This is a genomic window from Paenibacillus hunanensis, assembly GCF_034055775.1.
Classification (GTDB): domain Bacteria; phylum Bacillota; class Bacilli; order Paenibacillales; family Paenibacillaceae; genus Saccharibacillus; species Saccharibacillus hunanensis.
Genome location: NZ_CP139194.1, coordinates 17,501 through 36,149 on the forward strand (window position 1 = coordinate 17,501; position 18,649 = coordinate 36,149).

General features: G+C 45.6%; 17 protein-coding genes, 2 rRNA genes and 1 riboswitch (1 of these 20 only partly in view). Of the genes, 17 read left to right on the forward strand and 2 right to left on the reverse strand.

Features of this window, described 5'->3' with window-relative positions; translation table 11 throughout:
* The 3 genes from SK066_RS00055 to SK066_RS00065 all read left to right on the forward strand — a co-directional run.
* A 23S ribosomal RNA gene (locus SK066_RS00055) occupies positions 1 to 370 on the forward strand; it begins 2,553 nt to the left of the window's first position.
* A gap of 66 nt (positions 371 to 436) precedes the next feature.
* A 5S ribosomal RNA gene (gene rrf, locus SK066_RS00060) occupies positions 437 to 553 on the forward strand.
* A gap of 398 nt (positions 554 to 951) precedes the next feature.
* Positions 952 to 1,716, forward strand: coding sequence for an SDR family oxidoreductase (locus SK066_RS00065; RefSeq protein ID WP_320543194.1), 765 nt, complete (start codon positions 952 to 954; stop codon positions 1,714 to 1,716).
* A gap of 441 nt (positions 1,717 to 2,157) precedes the next feature.
* On the opposite strand, the gene SK066_RS00070 is transcribed toward SK066_RS00065, so the two are convergent.
* Positions 2,158 to 2,682 (reverse strand): hypothetical protein, encoded by a 525-nt coding sequence (locus SK066_RS00070; RefSeq protein WP_188778163.1) that lies wholly within the window; start codon positions 2,680 to 2,682, stop codon positions 2,158 to 2,160.
* Positions 2,683 to 3,181: 499 nt separating this feature from the next.
* Here SK066_RS00070 and SK066_RS00075 point away from each other — a divergent pair, with 499 nt between their 5' ends.
* The 9 genes from SK066_RS00075 to rsmI all read left to right on the forward strand — a co-directional run bounded on the left by SK066_RS00075 (position 3,182) and on the right by rsmI (position 11,746).
* A complete protein-coding gene (locus SK066_RS00075) occupies positions 3,182 to 5,059 on the forward strand; it encodes an aminotransferase class I/II-fold pyridoxal phosphate-dependent enzyme (protein ID WP_407673726.1) in 1,878 nt (625 codons plus the stop codon).
* A gap of 23 nt (positions 5,060 to 5,082) precedes the next feature.
* Entirely contained in the window at positions 5,083 to 5,751 is a 669-nt protein-coding gene (gene tmk / locus SK066_RS00080) for a dTMP kinase (RefSeq protein ID WP_320543195.1), read from the forward strand.
* Between the two features lie 484 nt (positions 5,752 to 6,235).
* Positions 6,236 to 6,565, forward strand: a complete 330-nt coding sequence (locus SK066_RS00085; RefSeq protein ID WP_188778160.1) for a cyclic-di-AMP receptor — start codon at positions 6,236 to 6,238, stop codon at positions 6,563 to 6,565.
* A gap of 483 nt (positions 6,566 to 7,048) precedes the next feature.
* A complete protein-coding gene (locus tag SK066_RS00090; protein WP_188778159.1) occupies positions 7,049 to 7,492 on the forward strand; it encodes a YaaR family protein in 444 nt (147 codons plus the stop codon).
* A gap of 22 nt (positions 7,493 to 7,514) precedes the next feature.
* The gene (holB, locus tag SK066_RS00095) at positions 7,515 to 8,489 is read left to right on the forward strand and encodes a DNA polymerase III subunit delta' (protein ID WP_320543196.1); all 975 of its coding nucleotides are present in this window, start codon (positions 7,515 to 7,517) and stop codon (positions 8,487 to 8,489) included.
* Between the two features lie 302 nt (positions 8,490 to 8,791).
* Positions 8,792 to 9,592 (forward strand): PSP1 domain-containing protein, encoded by an 801-nt coding sequence (locus SK066_RS00100; protein WP_188778157.1) that lies wholly within the window; start codon positions 8,792 to 8,794, stop codon positions 9,590 to 9,592.
* Between the two features lie 30 nt (positions 9,593 to 9,622).
* On the forward strand, positions 9,623 to 10,006 hold the full coding sequence (locus SK066_RS00105; RefSeq protein ID WP_320543197.1) for an initiation-control protein YabA: 384 nt from the start codon (positions 9,623 to 9,625) through the stop codon (positions 10,004 to 10,006).
* A 91-nt stretch (positions 10,007 to 10,097) separates the two neighbouring features.
* Positions 10,098 to 10,844: a tRNA1(Val) (adenine(37)-N6)-methyltransferase gene (locus SK066_RS00110; protein ID WP_320544763.1), complete on the forward strand. Its 747-nt coding sequence runs from the start codon at positions 10,098 to 10,100 to the stop codon at positions 10,842 to 10,844.
* On the forward strand, positions 10,841 to 11,746 hold the full coding sequence (rsmI, locus tag SK066_RS00115; RefSeq protein WP_320543198.1) for a 16S rRNA (cytidine(1402)-2'-O)-methyltransferase: 906 nt from the start codon (positions 10,841 to 10,843) through the stop codon (positions 11,744 to 11,746). The genes SK066_RS00110 and rsmI overlap by 4 nt, the downstream gene beginning before the upstream one ends.
* A 437-nt stretch (positions 11,747 to 12,183) precedes the next feature.
* On the opposite strand, the gene SK066_RS00120 is transcribed toward rsmI, so the two are convergent.
* Entirely contained in the window at positions 12,184 to 12,438 is a 255-nt protein-coding gene (locus SK066_RS00120; protein WP_188778153.1) for an AbrB/MazE/SpoVT family DNA-binding domain-containing protein, read from the reverse strand.
* Positions 12,439 to 12,905: 467 nt separating this feature from the next.
* On the opposite strand from SK066_RS00120, the gene SK066_RS00125 reads away from it, so the two are divergent.
* The 5 genes from SK066_RS00125 (at position 12,906) to rsmA (ending at position 18,562) form a co-directional block, all read left to right on the forward strand.
* Positions 12,906 to 14,228: an HD domain-containing protein gene (locus SK066_RS00125; RefSeq protein ID WP_320543199.1), complete on the forward strand. Its 1,323-nt coding sequence runs from the start codon at positions 12,906 to 12,908 to the stop codon at positions 14,226 to 14,228.
* Between the two features lie 71 nt (positions 14,229 to 14,299).
* A complete protein-coding gene (locus SK066_RS00130) occupies positions 14,300 to 15,067 on the forward strand; it encodes a TatD family hydrolase (RefSeq protein ID WP_320543200.1) in 768 nt (255 codons plus the stop codon).
* Positions 15,068 to 15,262: 195 nt separating this feature from the next.
* Positions 15,263 to 15,496: riboswitch (cyclic di-AMP (ydaO/yuaA leader) on the forward strand.
* Between the two features lie 317 nt (positions 15,497 to 15,813).
* Positions 15,814 to 16,914, forward strand: coding sequence for a resuscitation-promoting factor (locus SK066_RS00135; RefSeq protein ID WP_188778147.1), 1,101 nt, complete (start codon positions 15,814 to 15,816; stop codon positions 16,912 to 16,914).
* 213 nt (positions 16,915 to 17,127) lie between these two features.
* Complete coding sequence (gene rnmV, locus SK066_RS00140) at positions 17,128 to 17,685, forward strand: ribonuclease M5 (protein ID WP_188778145.1); 558 nt, start codon at positions 17,128 to 17,130, stop codon at positions 17,683 to 17,685.
* Entirely contained in the window at positions 17,678 to 18,562 is an 885-nt protein-coding gene (rsmA, locus tag SK066_RS00145; RefSeq protein WP_188778143.1) for a 16S rRNA (adenine(1518)-N(6)/adenine(1519)-N(6))-dimethyltransferase RsmA, read from the forward strand. The genes rnmV and rsmA overlap by 8 nt, the downstream gene beginning before the upstream one ends.
* Positions 18,563 to 18,649: the final 87 nt, after the last annotated feature.

The following is an 18,649-nucleotide window of genomic DNA, read 5'->3' on the forward strand; positions in this document are numbered from 1 at the left end:
TGGGGCTGAAGTAGGTCCCAAGGGTTGGGCTGTTCGCCCATTAAAGCGGTACGCGAGCTGGGTTCAGAACGTCGTGAGACAGTTCGGTCCCTATCTGTCGTGGGCGTAGGAAATTTGAGAGGAGCTGTCCTTAGTACGAGAGGACCGGGATGGACGCACCGCTGGTGTACCAGTTGTTCCGCCAGGAGCATCGCTGGGTAGCTACGTGCGGAAGGGATAAGCGCTGAAAGCATCTAAGCGTGAAGCCCCCCTCAAGATGAGATTTCCCAGTATGTAAGACCCCTTGAAGACGACGAGGTAGATAGGTTGGAGGTGGAAGTGCAGTAATGCATGGAGCTGACCAATACTAATCGGTCGAGGGCTTATCCTATTTTTCTAAATACGCGATGATTCGTTTCGGATTCAGTTTTCAGGTGATCAACCTGTAGCAACAACGTTTGGTGATGATGGCGGAGGGGTTCCACACGTACCCATCCCGAACACGACCGTTAAGCCCTCCAGCGCCAATGGTACTTGGACCGCAGGGTCCTGGGAGAGTAGGACGTCGCCAAGCAATGAGGAAGAGACATGATCCACTATGGATCGTGTCTCTTTTTTGTTGTTTTCGTATTGTTTTCTGTTAGTAGGGTTTCTTTGGTGTATACCAAGAGGCGGTGAATGTTCTATTTTAAGTGGTATGATTTCTTCACTGGATGGTGGGAAGAGGGCTGCCGGTGATTTCTTTTACTTGATCTTCTGTTTGTAGTTCTCCGTTGGATTGCATTCTTTGCTTTGATCTTCTTCGTATAGTCTATTTTTTGTTCTATTGGCTACCTCTATTGGCTGCTTTTATTATTCACTTTCTTTGTATTCTTCTTGTTCTGCGTTCTGTTGTTCTCGATATGTATTATACAATTGCCAGTTGGTATTTTATAATTTTGTATGGACGGATTAGAAAGGAGGATGACGAGTATGAGTCATACTAACCAAGATACACAACGAAAGGTTGCTTTGATTACTGGAGCTAGTAGCTCGAGAGATATGGGCACGGCATTTTGTAGAAAGTTAGCTTCTACTGGGGTGGATATTTTCTTTACCTATTGGAATGTAGATGTGCAGTGGCCAGATATGTTACGACAAGAGATAATGGGTATGGGTGTACGTTGTGCTTGTTTGGAGATTGATTTGGCAGCTTCTACTGCTGCGTCAGAACTTTATGCTGAGGTGTTGAACCGACTGGGGCAGCCTACTATTTTGATTAATAATGCTGCGTATAGCACGAATAATGATTATGTATCGCTGGATGCTAAAGCATTGGATGATCATTATGCCGTGAACATGAGATCGACGTTTTTATTATGTGCTGAGTTTGCACGTTCGTTTGAGAGGACAAACTTGCCTTACGGTCGGATTATTAATTTAACTTCAGGGCAGGATCTGGCACCTATGCCTGGGGAGCTGGCTTATGCGGCGACGAAGGGAGCTATTTCTGCATTTACGAAGTCTTTATCTCGTGAGCTGGCATCGTTAAGGATTACAGTCAATGCGATTAATCCGGGGCCGACGGACTCTACGTGGATGAATGATGAGATACGTGAATATCTATTGCCGCAATTTCCAATGGGACGGATCGGGACGCCTGAAGATGCAGCACGATTGGTAGCTTTTTTGGCGAGTGAGGAAGCAGAGTGGATCACAGGACAGATTATTCACTCGGAAGGTGGATTTATTCGGTAATTGGTGATTGCTAATCATGGAATTAGGTTGTGCATGGTGCGTTAGCTGGTATTGAGTATTGTTTTTGGTTGTACATATTAGATTTTAAATGGGATTGGAAGGGATCGGGGATAAATACAAATAAGAAAAGCTGACCTTTATACTAAATAGGGGTCAGCTTTTTATGTGAGTGAATAGTGGGTGAATGATATGAATAGATCATCTTTGTCCAGTTATCGAACTATAACTCTTTAGGCAGAGATCCTCTGTATGATTGGATATCAACATTAAATGAACTCCTATTGAGAAGTATGAACATGATTTGACATGTATATATGAATGTGATTTGAGCTTTTATATTGTATATCGAATTTGGATCTAGCAGCAATGTGATCGAATGAGCTAATTTAGTATGATACATCGATGCTAGGGCAAGCTGGGATAATGTCGGATCCATGTAATTTAGCTAATATAATATGACACATCGTCCTTGTTAAGCTTGACCATACCATCTTTGCGTTGTCGGAACAGACGGAGTAGGATAAGCAGGCGTGGTAGGCAGAGCCAGACATGCCAGACGACTAGCGAGACGGAAAAGGAAACAGGCAGCCACATGAATAGTACAGCAGTGAAGCATAATCCAATCCATGTTGTATGCAATAGTACGCGTCGGAATGTGGAATAGCTCATATGTTGATCAGGCAGATAACCGATCCAGGGGTATTGGAATTGGAAACGCCATTTTTTACGCAGATGATTTACGGTCATAATTAAGACAGAACGTGAGATTACGAATTGAATCCACAATACCAGAGGGAATGACAATACCCAGAAGCCGATGCTTTCCCATGAAAAGAAATACATTTCTGCGGCTAAGGCGATGACGGGTAAAAGAAGATATGTCCAAAACCAGAGTCGGGTAATATTCCATTTTTTGATTAGCTTATACTGGTAGAACGTTGCGTTTTGTTGCGGCTCTACTGCCATAGAGGAGGGGCCACCTTTCCGATAAATGATGAAATGCATATGGCATATGTGCAGCATTGCAGTGAGCCATGAATGGAGCTTATGTGTATGTATAGGATATTACAAATACAACTGTGTATGGAATCGAGCAGTATCCATTATGTATATCGGTTTTTAGATCGGTATCGAAGAGGAACTTTAGAACCATTTCTACTGGGACTACAACTACATACACTCGACAACGATATACATTAATGATAGAGCACTGGTATATATTCAGTCATACAATGGTCGGAGATTAGATTTAAATTAGGTATCAATGAGGTACGAATTAGACATCAATCGTAGGTAATCGATACATAAGTCGTATATCATATAAATCCATTGGATATGACGATCTAAATTGGCGTCTTGATTCAGACTTAGACTTAATCGCATAGTTCGAGCGTTGCTCTGTTATAATTATAATAAGGATACTAGGAAGTCTACAATAATTTATATGAAAGTTAGCAGGAGTATTATGAATAATAATGAGATGAGTAAGCAGCCATTCTTTTCTGAGAATGCGTATGAATCCCTTTCTATAGATGGTCATCTTGAAGGTGATCGTGTTCGGGCGCCTCTATATGAGAGGCTTATTCAGTATGCACAGTCAGGCAATCGAAGCTATCATGTGCCTGGACATAAAAATGGAGCAGCCTATGAACTGCCTGTTGAGCACGCTGCAAAAGCTCTACCTATGGATTATATGCGAGAGCTACTGCGCCTGGATGTGACGGAAATACAAGGCACAGATGACCTTCATCATCCTGAAGGTGTGATTCAGGAGGGGCAGGAGCTTGCTGCTCGCTGTTTTGGGGCAGAGGAGACGTACTGGCTTGTTGGTGGCAGTACATCGGGGAATCTAGCATTACTGCTATCGGTTTGTCAGCAGCCTGGTGATCTAATTATTGTACAGCGTAATGTGCATAAATCGGTCATTCATGGCTTAATGCTGGCTGGAGCACAGGCAGTGTTTTTGACACCAGAGATCGACCCACTTAGTGGACTTGCTGTGGTGCCATCAGCAGAGACGGTGCGACAAGCGCTAGCGCGGTATCCTCAGGCTCGCGGCGTGCTAGTAACATCACCTAATTATTATGGAATGGGCAGCGATCTATCGACTATGGCTCAATATTGTCATGAGCATGGCATTCCTCTGCTCGTCGATGAAGCGCATGGTGCTCATTACGGACATCATCCACGCTTTCCGCAAAGTGCGCTGGCAGCTGGAGCAGACGGCGTTGTACAATCGACACACAAAATGCTATCGGCTATGACGATGGGCGCGATGCTGCATGTACAGGGTAATTGGATAGATCGGGATGTACTTCGGCAGCGATTGACGATGATTCAAAGCTCCAGTCCGTCCTATCCGATCATGGCTTCACTTGATCTGAGTCGTTATTGGCTGGATTACGCAGGCAATGCATTATTTGAACAGGGATTAGCAGCTCGTGATTATGTTGCAGATCATCTGGCATCGATTGGATGTTATTCTGCTGCATTGGATCATACGCATGCAGGCAGTAAGCAATATGTAGCAAATGAGCAGGTGGATGGTATTGATCGTGAAACTGGCGGACGCTTTGCGATTGTGAGTGAACGGCGTGAGCAATATCGACGATATGTGGAGAAGGATTCTTTGAATGCAGAGCATAAGGATCGTGTAGAAGAAGTCCATTCGGAGAGTCGTTTGGATATACCTGCATATGATGAGATGGCTCAAAGGATCGAGCAGGATCCATTTAAAATGGTTTTGTATGATCGAACAGGATACTTATCCGGGCAGCAGTTACAGCAGCAGCTTGAGCAATATGGTTGTATACCGGAGATGAGTGATGAGCGTTATGTGGTGCTTGTATTCAGTCTCGGCTCACAAATGGAGGATGCAACACGCTTGTTGGACGCATTACGGCAGATTGCTGATGATACAGCTATAGCTGCACAGGAATATGTTCATGCACATGCAGATAATGTATCGATGTCTCCCGTGTTATCAGCTTTATCAATTGGAAAAAGAGTGTCTTCCGGTGCTCTTGATAATTACGGTATAGCCGCCGAACAGCAAGATGCAGATTCCAATCTGCTCATAGTCTCGCGCATATCCGAGCCCGTATCTTTTCAAATGAAGCCTATCGCACAGCAACAGATCGAGACGATACCGCTGGAGCAGGCAGCCGGACGGAGATGTGCAGAGATGATTATTCCTTATCCTCCGGGTATTCCTGTATTGTATGCAGGAGAAATGATCAGTACGGAATTGCACGCACGGCTATTACAGGTACGCCAGCATGGTATGAAAATACAAGGAGCTGCGGATGCTTCGCTACAATCAATCCGTGTCTATCACGATTAACTATAGAAAGCAGGAATGAAAGTATGACAGCAAAAGGATTATTTATTGCAATCGAAGGGATGGATGGGAGCGGCAAGACCAGTCAGCTGGAACGAATCGTACAGTATTTGAACGAGCGTCAGCTTCCATTTTTATCAACTCGTGAGCCGGGAGGTATTCCGGTATCCGAGCAGATTCGTAATGTGATTTTGAATGTGGACAATCATATGAGCGGGATGACTGAATGCTTGTTATATGCCAGCGCACGGCGCGAGCATCTGATGCAAAAGGTGTTACCTGCGCTGGAGGCAGGTCAGCTGGTTATTTGTGATCGGTATGTGATGTCCTCGCTCGCATATCAGGGGCATGGGCGTCAATTGGGTAAAGCGGTGCTTGATATTAACCGCATGGCGATTGAGGTTGAAGGTAAAGAATACTGGGCAGATATGAATCTGTACATCGAAGTGAAGCCTGAGGTTGGATTGCAGCGCATCATGGCTAAAACGACAGATCGTGAAATTAATCGTCTGGATCTGGAAGCGATCGATTTCCATCATCGTGTCTATGGCGGTTATCAGCAGCTGATCGCTGAATATCCAGAACGTTTTACGATTGTAAATGGGGAGCAATCTCCAGATGAGGTGTTTGAAGATATTCGGGAGCAACTTGATCGCCTGATCGATGGCTGGCTCTCTCAATCCACAACAGAGTGAGTTAGCAGGCTAAATTAGGGTAATAAAGGGTACGATATTTGACTAGCATTGTTATGATCTTGTATTGCATGGCATACGAAAAATGAAGCAAAATTAAGGGACTGAGCTGAATTTTAGACCGTGAGATATATACAATTGGGGAATCAAATAAGGAGCAGGGATGATGCTAAAGATAGCAATTGTCTAACAAAGGATTAAATGAGTAATGGTTTTTGCGAAGCAAAATACCTTACAGCTATAGTGTTAGCGGTTGCCTAACACGAGGTCAAATGAAAAGTGATTTTTGCGAAGCAAAATATCTTACAGCTACAATTTATGAAATCCATGCTCACCTTCCATCCAGTAGATTCTCACATCTCTTAGCTAGCTTCCCCCAATTTCAATATTGTTCCATTAAAGCCAGCGCAATTAGAGGATATTGCATCGGTTATGTCAAATAAAGAATAGACGCATTGGTTGAATTTTGCTAAAGGAGGCTATAACGATGAAACTGATTATAGCGATCGTGCAGGATAAAGACAGCAATCGTCTGTCCGGAGAGCTGGTAAAAGCCAATTTCCGTGCGACCAAGCTGGCAAGTACAGGTGGCTTTCTGCGTGCCGGTAATACGACATTCATGATTGGTGTGGACGATAGTCAGATCGAAGCGGTTCTGGAAGTCATTCGCAACAGCTGCAAAATTCGTGAGCAGCTGGTTACACCGGTAACACCAATGAGTGGAACGACCGATTCGTATCTACCATTGCCAGTCGAAGTACAGGTGGGCGGCGCTACGGTATTCGTCATGCCTGTTGAACGCTTCGAGCATTTCTAAATCAGGCTTCATGAAGCGTGATGACAGCCTTAGGGCTATTCGCTGGTCGGTGAGATTTATGCTGTGCTATCCGAAATGCTGCTGATGATAGCGTATAGACGTTAGTACAGCATAAGCCCTGGCGAAAAAGTCGCGTTAGTTTGTAATTTGATGAATCAAATGGGTCGTTTAATAGTATAATAGAAGGAAGAGAAGGATCGGGTACCATTATGGGACCGGTCCATCTTTATTATAAAGAGGTAAAATTAATAAAAATTGCGGAATAGAGCGGATTTTTTCATTTTCCTATTCGCAAAACCTTCATTTTGAACGATACTGATTATAAGGGCTTTTACAGGTTAGTTATAAATAGGGACCGTTCGCTTACTAAGCTCGTGTCCTATTGTGCTGCTCGGTTCACTCAACGGATTGGCATGCGATATAGGCAGGCGAATCATGGAGAGTATCAGTATATAGATTCGGTATATGGAGAGGAAGATCATAATGAAAATCAATCCCGGTTATCCTCCGTTAAAAAGCAATTCGGTCTTGTCGGAGACGCCAACGAAGGTTGTGCAGCAAAAGAATTTCTCAGACGTGCTGCAAAATCACGGGACGCAGGCTACCCACGACGAGATTCAGCGTCAATTCAAGGCCATTCAGCTTCAGGGGGATCGTCTGGCTAAGTCGATGACCCTGCGTGAGCTGAAGGCTTATCAGATGCTGGTGAAGCGCTTTTTGGAGGATACGGTACGCCGCGGAGTCAAGCTGAAGGATACGCAAAGCTTTGATCGTCGCGGACGCAGTCGCAAATACAAGCTGCTGGATGAAGTGGATTCTGCATTGCTTGGCATGGCTGAAGAGCTTCTTAGCAGCGAGGAAGGCCGAATTGAGTTATTGCAGCGTATGGGCGAAATTCGCGGTCTGCTGGTCAATTTGCTGTATTAAGTGCTTCAGATAAGGAGGCAGTATGTCTTTTCAAGAAATTATAGGGCAGGAAACTGCCAAAAAGGTATTACAAAATGGGCTTCGTCAGCAAAAAATATCCCATGCCTATCTATTTCATGGCCCGGCAGGTAGTGGGCAATTGAAGATGGCACTTAGCTTTGCTAAAGCGCTCGTCTGTCTGGAAAAGGGTGTCGATGCGTGCGGACATTGCATAGAGTGCCGTAAAATGGAGCACGGGAATCATCCGGATTTTCTGCTGGTAGAGCCGGATGGCAGCTCGATCAAAATCGATCAGATCCGCGAGCTACAGCGGATTTTTTCATACCGTTCGGAAGCGGGCAACCGCAAAATCTATATTATTCAGGATGCAGATAAAATGACGGTACAAGCCGCCAACAGTCTGCTCAAATTTCTGGAGGAGCCGCCAGCTCCGGCTGTTGCGATGCTGCTGACAGATAATGTACAGTCTATTTTGCCGACGATTCGTTCGCGGACACAGCCAGTGCTATTCACCGCTGTCGATCCCAAGCAAATGATCCAATTGTTAGCGGATGAAAATTACCCGCTACCCCTCGTTCGCTGTGCGGTTCATCTCGTTTCTGACCCAGAGGAATGCCGGAAGCTGCTCGCCGAGAATTGGTTTGCAGAAATTAGAAACGTAGTGTTACAATTAGGGAAGGAGTCTGCCTCTAGAGGCAGTATGAGCCTGATTACCGCACAACAGAAGCTATTTAAAGGTGGACTGGGTGATCATGTGGATCAGGTATTTGACCTTTTTCATCTATGGTTCAAGGATCTCATTCATATTCAGATTGGCCAGAACGAAAGTATCGTTTTTATAGATCAGTTAGAGTCTCTCTCCAAGGTGGCTCACACCCGCAGCATGCAGCATTGGATCTCCTGTATGGCGCTTGCTGCCGAATGCAAGAAAATGCTTCGCTCGAACGTTAACGGGCAGCTATGTATGGAGCAATTTCTCATAGGGGTAAGCGGCTAAGGTATAGAATAAACTTCTATATAGGACGGACAGTATACATCATGCGGAAGAACATCTGATGAAAGAGCAGTGACTTTTTCGAAATACGCCATGTCCGTGCAAACCAGGTGTGTAGGCAAGCCGATCTGCTAGTTCGATATAAGTGCCATATGTAGCTCAACAATGGCTGCTTCAGACGAAGGCTAGCAGGAGCTGATCGATATAGCGGCTCACTCGCAGTTTGCGTATACACCGTAGAAGTTATTGTTTGTATCGTTTTTGCATCAGTAGGGGCGGTATTGGCAAATGAGGAGGCTTTTCTTTTGTATAACGTAGTAGGTGTCCGCTTTAAAAAAGCGGGTAAAATATATTATTTTGATCCGCTCGATTTTGCAATCGATAGCGAAGAGCATGTTATCGTAGAGACGGCAAGGGGTATAGAGTACGGCAAGGTCGTTATCGGACGTAAACAGGTGAAGGAAGATGATGTGGTATTGCCGCTAAAAAAGGTAATCCGTATCGCCGGGCAGGATGATGCTCGTATCGTCGAGGAGAACCGGACAGCAGCGAAGAATGCATTTGCTACATGTCTCAAAAAGATTAGAGATCATCAGCTCAAAATGAAGCTGGTGGACGTCGAGTATACGTTTGATCGCAATAAGATCATTTTCTATTTTACGGCAGAGGGACGCGTCGATTTTCGTGAGCTCGTAAAGGATCTGGCAAGTATTTTCCGTACGCGTATCGAGCTGCGTCAGATTGGTGTACGTGATGAAGCGAAAATGCTGGGCGGGATTGGCCCTTGCGGACGTATTCTGTGTTGTTCGTCCTGGCTGGGTGATTTTGAGCCCGTGTCGATCAAAATGGCGAAGGATCAGAGCCTGTCACTGAATCCGACCAAAATCTCGGGTCTATGTGGACGTCTGATGTGTTGTCTCAAGTTTGAGCATGACAATTATGAAAGTATAAAGGAAGAACTCCCGGCTGTCGGTAAATTTGTCGTGACCTCGCTTGGTGAAGGCAAGGTTGTTGGCATTAATGCGGGTTCTCGTACGGTACATGTTCAGATCTTCGAAATTAGTAAGGTCAAGGAGCTACCGTTCGATGAGGTCGTGGTGAAGTAAACCGTCAAAGGCTGCGTTTGAGGTGGAAACTTGGAAAAGAAAAATCTTTTTGAGTATATTCATGAACTGGAGACACAGATGAACCATATGCACGGGGATATGGGAAGGCTCAAGCTGGCAGTCAAGGAAGTACTGGAGGAAAACCAGCGCCTGACGATTGAAAATGAACAGCTACGTCGTGTACTGAAAAAAGAAGTACCTGGCGAGCCAGAGTTGACTGATGCTCAGGCGGTTGAAATTCTGGCTGATTCGGATCTGCACAATCATCCGTATCCAGAAGTCGTCGGTGAAGGCTACGATAATCTCGCCCGGTTGTATCATGAAGGATTTCATATCTGCAATGTATACTATGGCCATCTGCGTACGGAAGGCGACTGTCTGTTCTGTCTGTCATTTTTGAACAAATCCGAATAATACGAACCAAAGCCGCAGATACTGTCTGCGGCTTTATCGATGTGGAGAGGAAATCGGGAAATTGGAACAAAACAACAAGCATGAGCAGTATATGGAACTGCTACAGCCGGGTGAGCGGATGGATGATCTGCTGACCCACAGGCTGCATATTATTCAAAGCCCGGATGTGTTTAGCTTCTCGATGGATGCGGTACTACTGGCGCGCTTTATAGCGGTTCCACCGCGTGGTAAGGTGATGGACCTGTGTACAGGGAACGGTGTTATTCCGATCCTGCTGAGCACGCGCACCGCGGCGTCTATTGAAGGGGTAGAAATTCAGGAACGGCTGGCGCATATGGCTGAGCGTAGCGTACAGATTAACGAATTACAGTCACAGATTACGATTCGCAATCAAGATCTGAAGGAACTACCGCTACAGGGTGAGCATGGTACGTATGATGCTGTAACAGTGAATCCACCGTATATGCCAATGAACGGCAACGAGGTCAAGCTGAATATGCACCATGCAATGGCACGTCATGAGATCGGTTGTACGCTGGAAGATGTCGTCCGCACAGCAGCAGGTTTACTCAAAAATGGGGGCAAGCTGGCGATGGTGCATCGTCCGCACCGCCTGGTCGATATTGTGCTGATGATGCGTCAATATGGAGTAGAGCCGAAACGTATTCGTTTTGTCCATCCACGCCGTCATATGGAAGCGAATATGGTACTGGTGGAGGGCATTCGCGGTGGTAAGCCAGAAGCGCGTGTGCTGCCGCCATTGATCGTATATAATGATCAGAATGAATATGTTCCAGAAATTATGGATATTTATTACGGTCAAAAGGAGTCTTTATGAGCATACAAGTCCAAAAAAGCTTTGCCGCTGCATCGGAGTTGCCACAAGGTAAAGCGCCAGGTACGCTGTATCTGGTCGCAACACCGATCGGCAATCTGGAGGATATGACCTATCGCGCTGTTCGCATATTGCAGGAATGCGATATTATCGCGGCTGAGGATACACGGCAAAGTCGTAAGCTATTGAACCATTTTGAGATTACGCCACGCAAGCTCGTCAGTTATCATGAGCATAATAAGCATAATAGTGGGCCGGAGCTGATTCGCTTGATTATGGAAGGGCAAAGTCTGGCGCTGATCAGCGATGCGGGCTTGCCTGCTATTTCTGACCCAGGGCAAGAGCTGGTACAGCTAGCTGTAGAGCAGGGTATCGCGATCGTACCAATCCCAGGAGCTAATGCAGCGCTGTCTGCATTGATCGCGTCAGGACTGTCGACCAATCGGTTCACCTTTATCGGCTTTCTGCCGCGCGATCATCGTGGACAGGCAGAGGTGCTACAGGGAGCGCGTGCAGCAGAAGGAACGCTGCTATTTTATGAGTCTCCACATCGCATTATCAAAACGCTACAAGCGATTCTGGAGCATGTGGGTAATCGTCGCATCGTACTGGCGCGCGAATTAACGAAACGGCATGAGGAATGGCTGCGTGCCTCGGTGGAGGAAGCGCTGGAATGGCTGGAGGAGCATCCGCCGCTGGGTGAATACTGTATCGTGCTGGAAGGACAACCGCAGGAAGAAGCGATTGCCGAGGCGAATGAATGGTGGCAGGCATTGTCGATTGCCGAGCATGTCGCGCATTATGAGCAGACCGAGCAGCTATCGCGTAAAGATGCTATGAAGCGTACCGCTAAGGATCGTCAATTGTCCAAGCGTGATATTTATCAGGTATTGTTGGAGGAATAGAGCGTAGGATTCATCATTTCCGCCAAATTCTTGGTGATGAACGGATCGAAATGATTTGAGCATGGTTAACTGCTTCGGTATGTGCGTTTATGTATATGTACACTCTAATTCATAAGGTACGCTAGACCGGATAGGATCATCGCCAAGCGACGTATATATTATGACGTATATATTATATAGAAGAAACTCGATCAGCGAGCTCTGTTGGAGCAGTAAATTCGAGTTTATATGAAGGGACCACGACCGAGCGTCGAGGTCCCTTTTTGTTGCCACATTGGCTTACTATGTGAAAATCGGTATAATGTCAGGTAGAGGAAAACATGCAGAAAGCAAAAAAATACCTTTACCCGAGCAATGTCGGATAAAGGTCCAAGGAGATATAAAAAGGTTAGAATTAATAAAGTTTATGGTTCTAGCTTTATTATAGCTTATTTTAATTATTTTGTCACAGGAACTGGAATTTCGGAGATGCAGTCGTTACAAACGATTTTGCCTTTGAAGTACGTTACATTTTCAGCATTGCCGCAGAAGATACAAGCTGGCTCGTATTTTTTCAGCATGATGCGCTCGCCATCAACGTAGATTTCCAGAGCGTCTTTCTCACCGATTCCCAGTGTGCGACGCAGTTCGATCGGAATTACTACACGGCCCAGCTCGTCTACTTTTCTTACAATACCTGTTGATTTCATCATGATAATCAATCCTCTCAAATGTGTTTTTATAATAGTCGTAAAATTCGCTTGTCGAATAGGGTTCGTAACGGCTGTTCCCGATTAATAGAAATGAAGTAAGCCATCGTATAAGCTGCGATACTTCTCTAGCTGGTTAGCGCCAGGATGCAATTATTGAACAAGCATTCATGTTTTAAATGTCATCTTTCGACAAAGTTCTATCTTTTATGATATTCATAATACCAACGTTTCCCAAATCAGTCAACATAGAAATTGCATGAAATTGCCTATTTCAGCATAAAATCGTAAAATTTTTTTTGCGGTTAAAGGATTTTGGGTTTATTTTTACGATATGATGGGCGTATACAGCTTTTGTCGATTTGGAAATCGTTGCTGATCATATAACGACACTGTTCGACATAATTGACATAATTCTATTTTATACGATTCAAAATACGGTAATCAAGTTTCGCGAAGGAGCGTTAAGTATGAAATCGCTACAGCCTTTGGATGAGGAAAAAGTATTCAAGGACCCTGTTCACAATTATATTCACGTCCAGGATCGGTTAATCTGGACATTGATCAATACACCTGAGTTTCAACGACTGCGTCGCATTCGTCAGCTCGGTACATCCTATCTGACCTTTCACGGTGCAGAGCATAGCCGCTTTTCCCACTCTCTCGGAGTGTATGAGATTACGCGTCGTATCATTTCTCAATTCGAGCGAAGCGGATATGAGGATTGGCCGAGCGAGGAGCGTATGGTGGCACTTTGTGCTGCGCTGCTGCATGATCTGGGACATGGCCCATTTTCGCATTCTATAGAAGAAGCGTTTGAGATGAATCATGAGGAATGGACGTGTCGCATATTATTAGAAGATACTGAAATTCATCGTGTGCTGGAGGACGTAGAAGCTGGCTTCTCCGAAAAGGTTGCTGCGGTTATTCGCAAGGACTATGAGAAGGCAGTTGTGGTCAATCTGGTGTCCAGTCCACTGGATGCAGATCGGATGGATTACTTGCTGCGCGATGCATATTTTACAGGGGTGAATTACGGTACGATCGATATGGATCGCATTATTCGTGTGCTGCGTCCGCATAATGGACGTGTGGTCGTGAAGGAGACGGGAATGCACGCGATTGAAGACTATCTCATGTCACGGTATCAGATGTACTGGCAGGTGTATTTCCATCCGGTGACACGCAGCTCGGATATCGTATTACGTCATATTTTCCAGCGAGCAAAAGAACTGTTCGATAGCGGCTACAATTTCACATTTTTACCACATCCGCTACCTGCACTGTTCCGCAATGAGTTAAATGTAAAAGAATATTTGCTGCTGGATGAAGCGCTGGTACAAACGACGTTTATGCAGTGGACGCTTGAAAAGGACGAAATTCTTGCTGATGTGTGTGCTCGTTTTATGGAGCGACGGTTATATAAATATGTAGAAACCGAATTAATCGACCTCGATATGATCGATCAAATTCGCCGCGAATTTGCGGAAGCGGGTCTTCATCCGCAGTATGATCTGGAGATCGATTTCCCAACTGATTTGCCATACGATGTTTTCCGTCCTGGTGATCCGAAAAAGGAAAAGCAGATTTTGCTACTGGATCGTCAGAACAAGGTACAGGAAATATCCGAGGTATCCGATATTGTGCGCTCGATCAGCGGTATTCATCGTGGACGATATCATCTGTATTTTCCACAGGAGAAGCTAGAAAGGGTAAAACACAAGCTGTCACCGCATATAGCGGACATTTTCGAAGATAAACTGGGACCTGCACAAATGGAGTTTGAAATATAAAAAATGTATGAAGCTGATAAAAAAGTTCCATAGCAGTTACGTAAAAAAGCCTGCAAAGGAGAATGAATACTATGTTATTTGATACACATACTCATTTGGATTCCAAAGATTTTGATGAGGATCGCAAAGAAGTGATCGAGCGTGCTTACAATAATGGAGTCACTCGAATGGTGAATATTGGATTTGACCGTGAGACGATTCCAACTACGATGCAATTAATAGAAGAATACGATTTTATCTATGCGGCAGTGGGCTGGCATCCGGTCGAAGCGATCACGATGCAGCCGGGCGATCTGGAATGGATTGCATCTTTATGCAGTCATGAAAAAGTAGTCGCAATCGGTGAGATCGGACTGGATTATCATTGGGATAAATCACCCAAGGATGTGCAGCATCGTGTACTTCGCGAGCAAATTGGCCTGGCGCGTGAGCTGAAAATGCCAATTGTCATTCATAATCGGGAAGCGCATGAAGACATTGTTCGGATTTTGCGTGAGGAAAAAGCAAGTGAGGTTGGCGGCATTATGCATGCATTTTCCGGTAGCTGGGAAACGGCAAAAATGTGCCTTGATATGGGCTTCCATATTTCGTTTGGCGGCCCGATCACATTCAAAAATGCAAAGCAGCCAAAAGAGGTACTAAAGCAGGTTCCGATGGATCGTTTATTACTGGAAACGGACTCCCCATATTTGACTCCACATCCTAATCGTGGAAAAAGAAATGAGTCTGGATATGTACGTTTGGTGGCAGAGACAGCTGCCGAGCTTAAAGGGGTAAGTCTGGAAGAAATTAGTGAAATTACAACAAAAAATGCGTTGGCATTATTTGGCATTCGATGAAAACGAGAGAAAAACCGATGAAAAAACGAGCTATACCGATATATGAATGAATTTTAACGAAAAAATGCGGAAATGTTACAAGTTTTTAACCACTTTTTAAGAAAAACGGAGTTGCCTCTCGCTTTACAGTGAGGTTGTGTTCGGGATATCATTTCATCAGTGATTTAATCTTCGTGTCGATACACGAGATTCCATGATTCGGTCTCGCTGAGTTTCCTACATAGGAGAACGGGGGAACCAACAGCTGTCTTCATTCACTTTTAACCGGCAATACCGGAAGGCAGATGTTTGATTCCTGATACAGGGTCTTTGGGGTGAATTGAGGCTACTTGCGCCATGAGCGAAGGACGTCTCACAGGGTACCATCTACACGCAGTAGTGCTTATCCGAACCCGACAGCTAACCTCGTAAGCGATGCAGAGGCAACCTCTCATTTTCTAAGTTTCCAATGGACGTACAATGTCGGGAAGCCACGGAAGAGTTGCTCTTGCACTTTTCCCTAGGCTTTTTTGTTTTGTGCAAAAGGAAGTCAATGAAAAAGAGAAGACCCGGTTTTCACTATCCGGGATCGGTATGCCGCTAGGACTGACCATGGCGCAGGCAATTTTCAACTAGAACGAAGTACCGTAATGCGCCGGTATTTCATCATCAGCATTATAATGCCTGTGGAAATTCTGATATAGTCGCGTCTATAATACATTTTCTTTACAGCAAGACGGCGAGACTATGTAAGGAGGACGGAAGAAGTGGGAATTGCTCCTTTCAAAGAAACCCATGGTTCACGCTCATCCAGCATGTCTTACGCGCTGCGTTGGAAGCAAAAAAATCTACGCTCTGTACTGCTCACTTCACTGGCAGTGATTGTGGTTATTGCCATGGCACTCTGGTTGATGTACATGCAGGCAAGCAAAAATATTTATGTCGTTATTGATGGCAAGGCTCAAATGGTCGAAACCCATAAGCTACAGCTATCGGATCTGCTGGCTGAACAAAATATTCAAGTAGCACCACAGGATAAAGTATCAATGTCCATGAACGGAGCAATCCAGGATGGCGACAAGGTATACATTAACCATGCGGTAGCCGTAAATATTACGGCAGACGGTAAAACAAAACAGGTGTACACTACAGCCAAAACGGTTGGGAATACACTGGAACAAGCCGGGATCGATCTCGGTAAAGAAGACAAGCTGACACCTCCGGTGGAAGCGGGCGTCCAGCATGATATGGACATCAAGGTAGTTAGAACAACTTCCTTTGTGGCCAAACAGGTCGTTGAGCTGCCTTATCAGGTCGTTCAGAAAGAAGACGGCAGTCTGCTGGAAGGTAAAACAAAGCTCATTCAGAGCGGTCAAAAAGGTAAGGTTGTCCAGTATATCGAGAAGGTATACGAAGACGGAGAGTTCGTCTCCAAGCGCATGATTGATAAAAAGACAACCGCTGATGTACAGGACAAGATCGTTGCGATCGGTACGAAAAAAGAGCAGCCTAAGTTGCTTGCAGCGAGTGCTTCGTCCAGTTCAAATTCCGACAAAGATTTCTCTTATGCCAAAGTATTGAATAATGTTACGCTGACAGCCTACTCCTCTCAGGAGCCGGGACTGGGTACACGTACTGCATCTGGAACGCGAGTGACAGAAGGACGGACGATTGCCGTAGATACCGACGTGATCCCAATGGGATGGTGGGTCTACATTGAAGGCCTCGGTTACCGCCGTGCAGAAGATACCGGCAGCGCCATTAACGGCAATAAGATTGACGTATATATTGATAGCCTGAGCCAGGCAAGAGCGTTCGGACGCAAGTCCGGTTATACGGTCTATGTGATCGGGCCGGTAAAACCTTAATTTATCGGTACAAATCGGTTGCCTGTGCTGGCAGGACTGTTATATGATATAAGCATTATTAACCATGAGCGTATAGGAACCAACAGGAGAAGGGGATGATTCCCCTTCTTTTTGTTTGTTGTTTTGTTATACTGAGGACAATATGAATATGATCGCGGGGAAAAGGAAATGACGTCTGTACGCCCCCGATCCGGAAGGGAAGCGTACCATCCATTGATTAAAGAGGTCATTGTTGTAGAGGGACGGGACGATACGGTAGCGATTAAGCGTGCAGTCGAAGCGGATACGATCGAAACGGGTGGCTCCGCGATTGGCGCTCACGTGATTCGTCGTGTACGTCTGGCACAGGAGCGTAGAGGGGTTATCATTTTGACCGATCCCGATCATGCTGGAGAGCGGATACGCAAAATCGTCTCACAAAAGGTACCGGGCTGTAAGCATGCCTTTATCCCGGAGAGTGAAGCGACGTTAAAAGGCGATATCGGAGTCGAGAATGCATCGCCTGAAGCGATTCGGGCAGCTCTGGCACGTGTGCATACGGAAATGCCAGAGGCAGAGACGCTCATCGATTGGGATGATCTGATTACGACCGGACTGGTGATTCATAAGCAAGCTGCCGCACGCCGGATGAAAATGGGCAATCTGCTCGGCATCGGTTATGGCAACGGCAAGCAATTTCATAAACGGCTACGTATATTTGGCATCACCCGCGAGGAATTCGCGGCAGCACTTTCACAACTTGAAGCGGAGGAACAGCAATCCAATGAATGATAGACACGATATCGCCACGCCCGGACGGACGAAAGAGATTATTAATAAGCACGGCTTTTCGTTTAAAAAGAGCCTCGGTCAGAACTTTTTAATCGATAGTAATATTTTGAATAAAATTGTCGACGCAGCGGACTTGAATGAACAGCGTGGGGCGCTGGAGATCGGACCGGGGATCGGCGCATTGACAGAGCGTCTGGCACGTCAGGCGCATAATGTGACCGCGGTGGAGATCGATCAGCGTCTGCTGCCGATTTTACAAGACTCGCTCGGTGACTATGATAATGTGCGTGTGCGTCATGGCGATGTACTCAAGGTCGATCTACAGGAGCTGTTCCGTGAGGATTTTGCGAATGTGGATAAGGTCAGTGTCGTTGCGAATTTGCCGTATTACGTCACTACGCCGATTCTGATGAAGCTGCTGGAAGAGAAGCTTCCGCTCGATAATATCGTCGTGATGATTCAGAAGGAAGTCGCACAGCGTATGGCAGCTGCGCCAGGTGGCAAGGATTATGGCAGCCTGAGCATCGCTGTTCAATATTATTGCATCCCAGAGCTGGTATGTATCGTGCCGAAAACGGTATTTATTCCGCAGCCGAATGTGGAATCAGCGGTGATTCGTCTCAAGCTGCGTGAGGAGCCACCTGTGCATGTACAAGATGAGCAGCATTTCTTCGAGCTGATGCAGGCATGCTTTGTTCAGCGCCGTAAAACGATTGCCAACAACCTCAAAACACGTTATTTCAGCGGAAGCGATCGCGAGCAGCTGGAGCAGCTTCTCGCGGAGGCTGGTATCGAGCCATCCCGTCGTGGGGAGACGCTGAGCATTGAGGAATATGGACGTTTGAGCGATGTATTCCTGGCAGCAGGGATTCGTTAAAGCGAGCTTTTTAGCACCTCACAAAAAAATCATTGACAAAATAAATTTTGTATAGCATAATTTAATATTTGATTGACATTTCTTTTC

Coding starts and splice junctions, on each gene's coding strand:
- SK066_RS00110 (WP_320544763.1), top strand. CDS start 10,098: ATGGAACTGCTACAGCCGGGTGAGCGGATGGATGATCTGCTGACCCAC.
- rsmA (WP_188778143.1), top strand. CDS start 17,678: ATGAATGATAGACACGATATCGCCACGCCCGGACGGACGAAAGAGATT.
- holB (WP_320543196.1), top strand. CDS start 7,515: ATGTCTTTTCAAGAAATTATAGGGCAGGAAACTGCCAAAAAGGTATTA.
- SK066_RS00090 (WP_188778159.1), top strand. CDS start 7,049: ATGAAAATCAATCCCGGTTATCCTCCGTTAAAAAGCAATTCGGTCTTG.
- SK066_RS00120 (WP_188778153.1), bottom strand. CDS start 12,438: ATGATGAAATCAACAGGTATTGTAAGAAAAGTAGACGAGCTGGGCCGT.
- SK066_RS00125 (WP_320543199.1), top strand. CDS start 12,906: ATGAAATCGCTACAGCCTTTGGATGAGGAAAAAGTATTCAAGGACCCT.
- SK066_RS00075 (WP_407673726.1), top strand. CDS start 3,182: ATGAATAATAATGAGATGAGTAAGCAGCCATTCTTTTCTGAGAATGCG.
- SK066_RS00085 (WP_188778160.1), top strand. CDS start 6,236: ATGAAACTGATTATAGCGATCGTGCAGGATAAAGACAGCAATCGTCTG.
- SK066_RS00070 (WP_188778163.1), bottom strand. CDS start 2,682: ATGGCAGTAGAGCCGCAACAAAACGCAACGTTCTACCAGTATAAGCTA.
- SK066_RS00065 (WP_320543194.1), top strand. CDS start 952: ATGAGTCATACTAACCAAGATACACAACGAAAGGTTGCTTTGATTACT.
- tmk (WP_320543195.1), top strand. CDS start 5,083: ATGACAGCAAAAGGATTATTTATTGCAATCGAAGGGATGGATGGGAGC.
- SK066_RS00130 (WP_320543200.1), top strand. CDS start 14,300: ATGTTATTTGATACACATACTCATTTGGATTCCAAAGATTTTGATGAG.
- rsmI (WP_320543198.1), top strand. CDS start 10,841: ATGAGCATACAAGTCCAAAAAAGCTTTGCCGCTGCATCGGAGTTGCCA.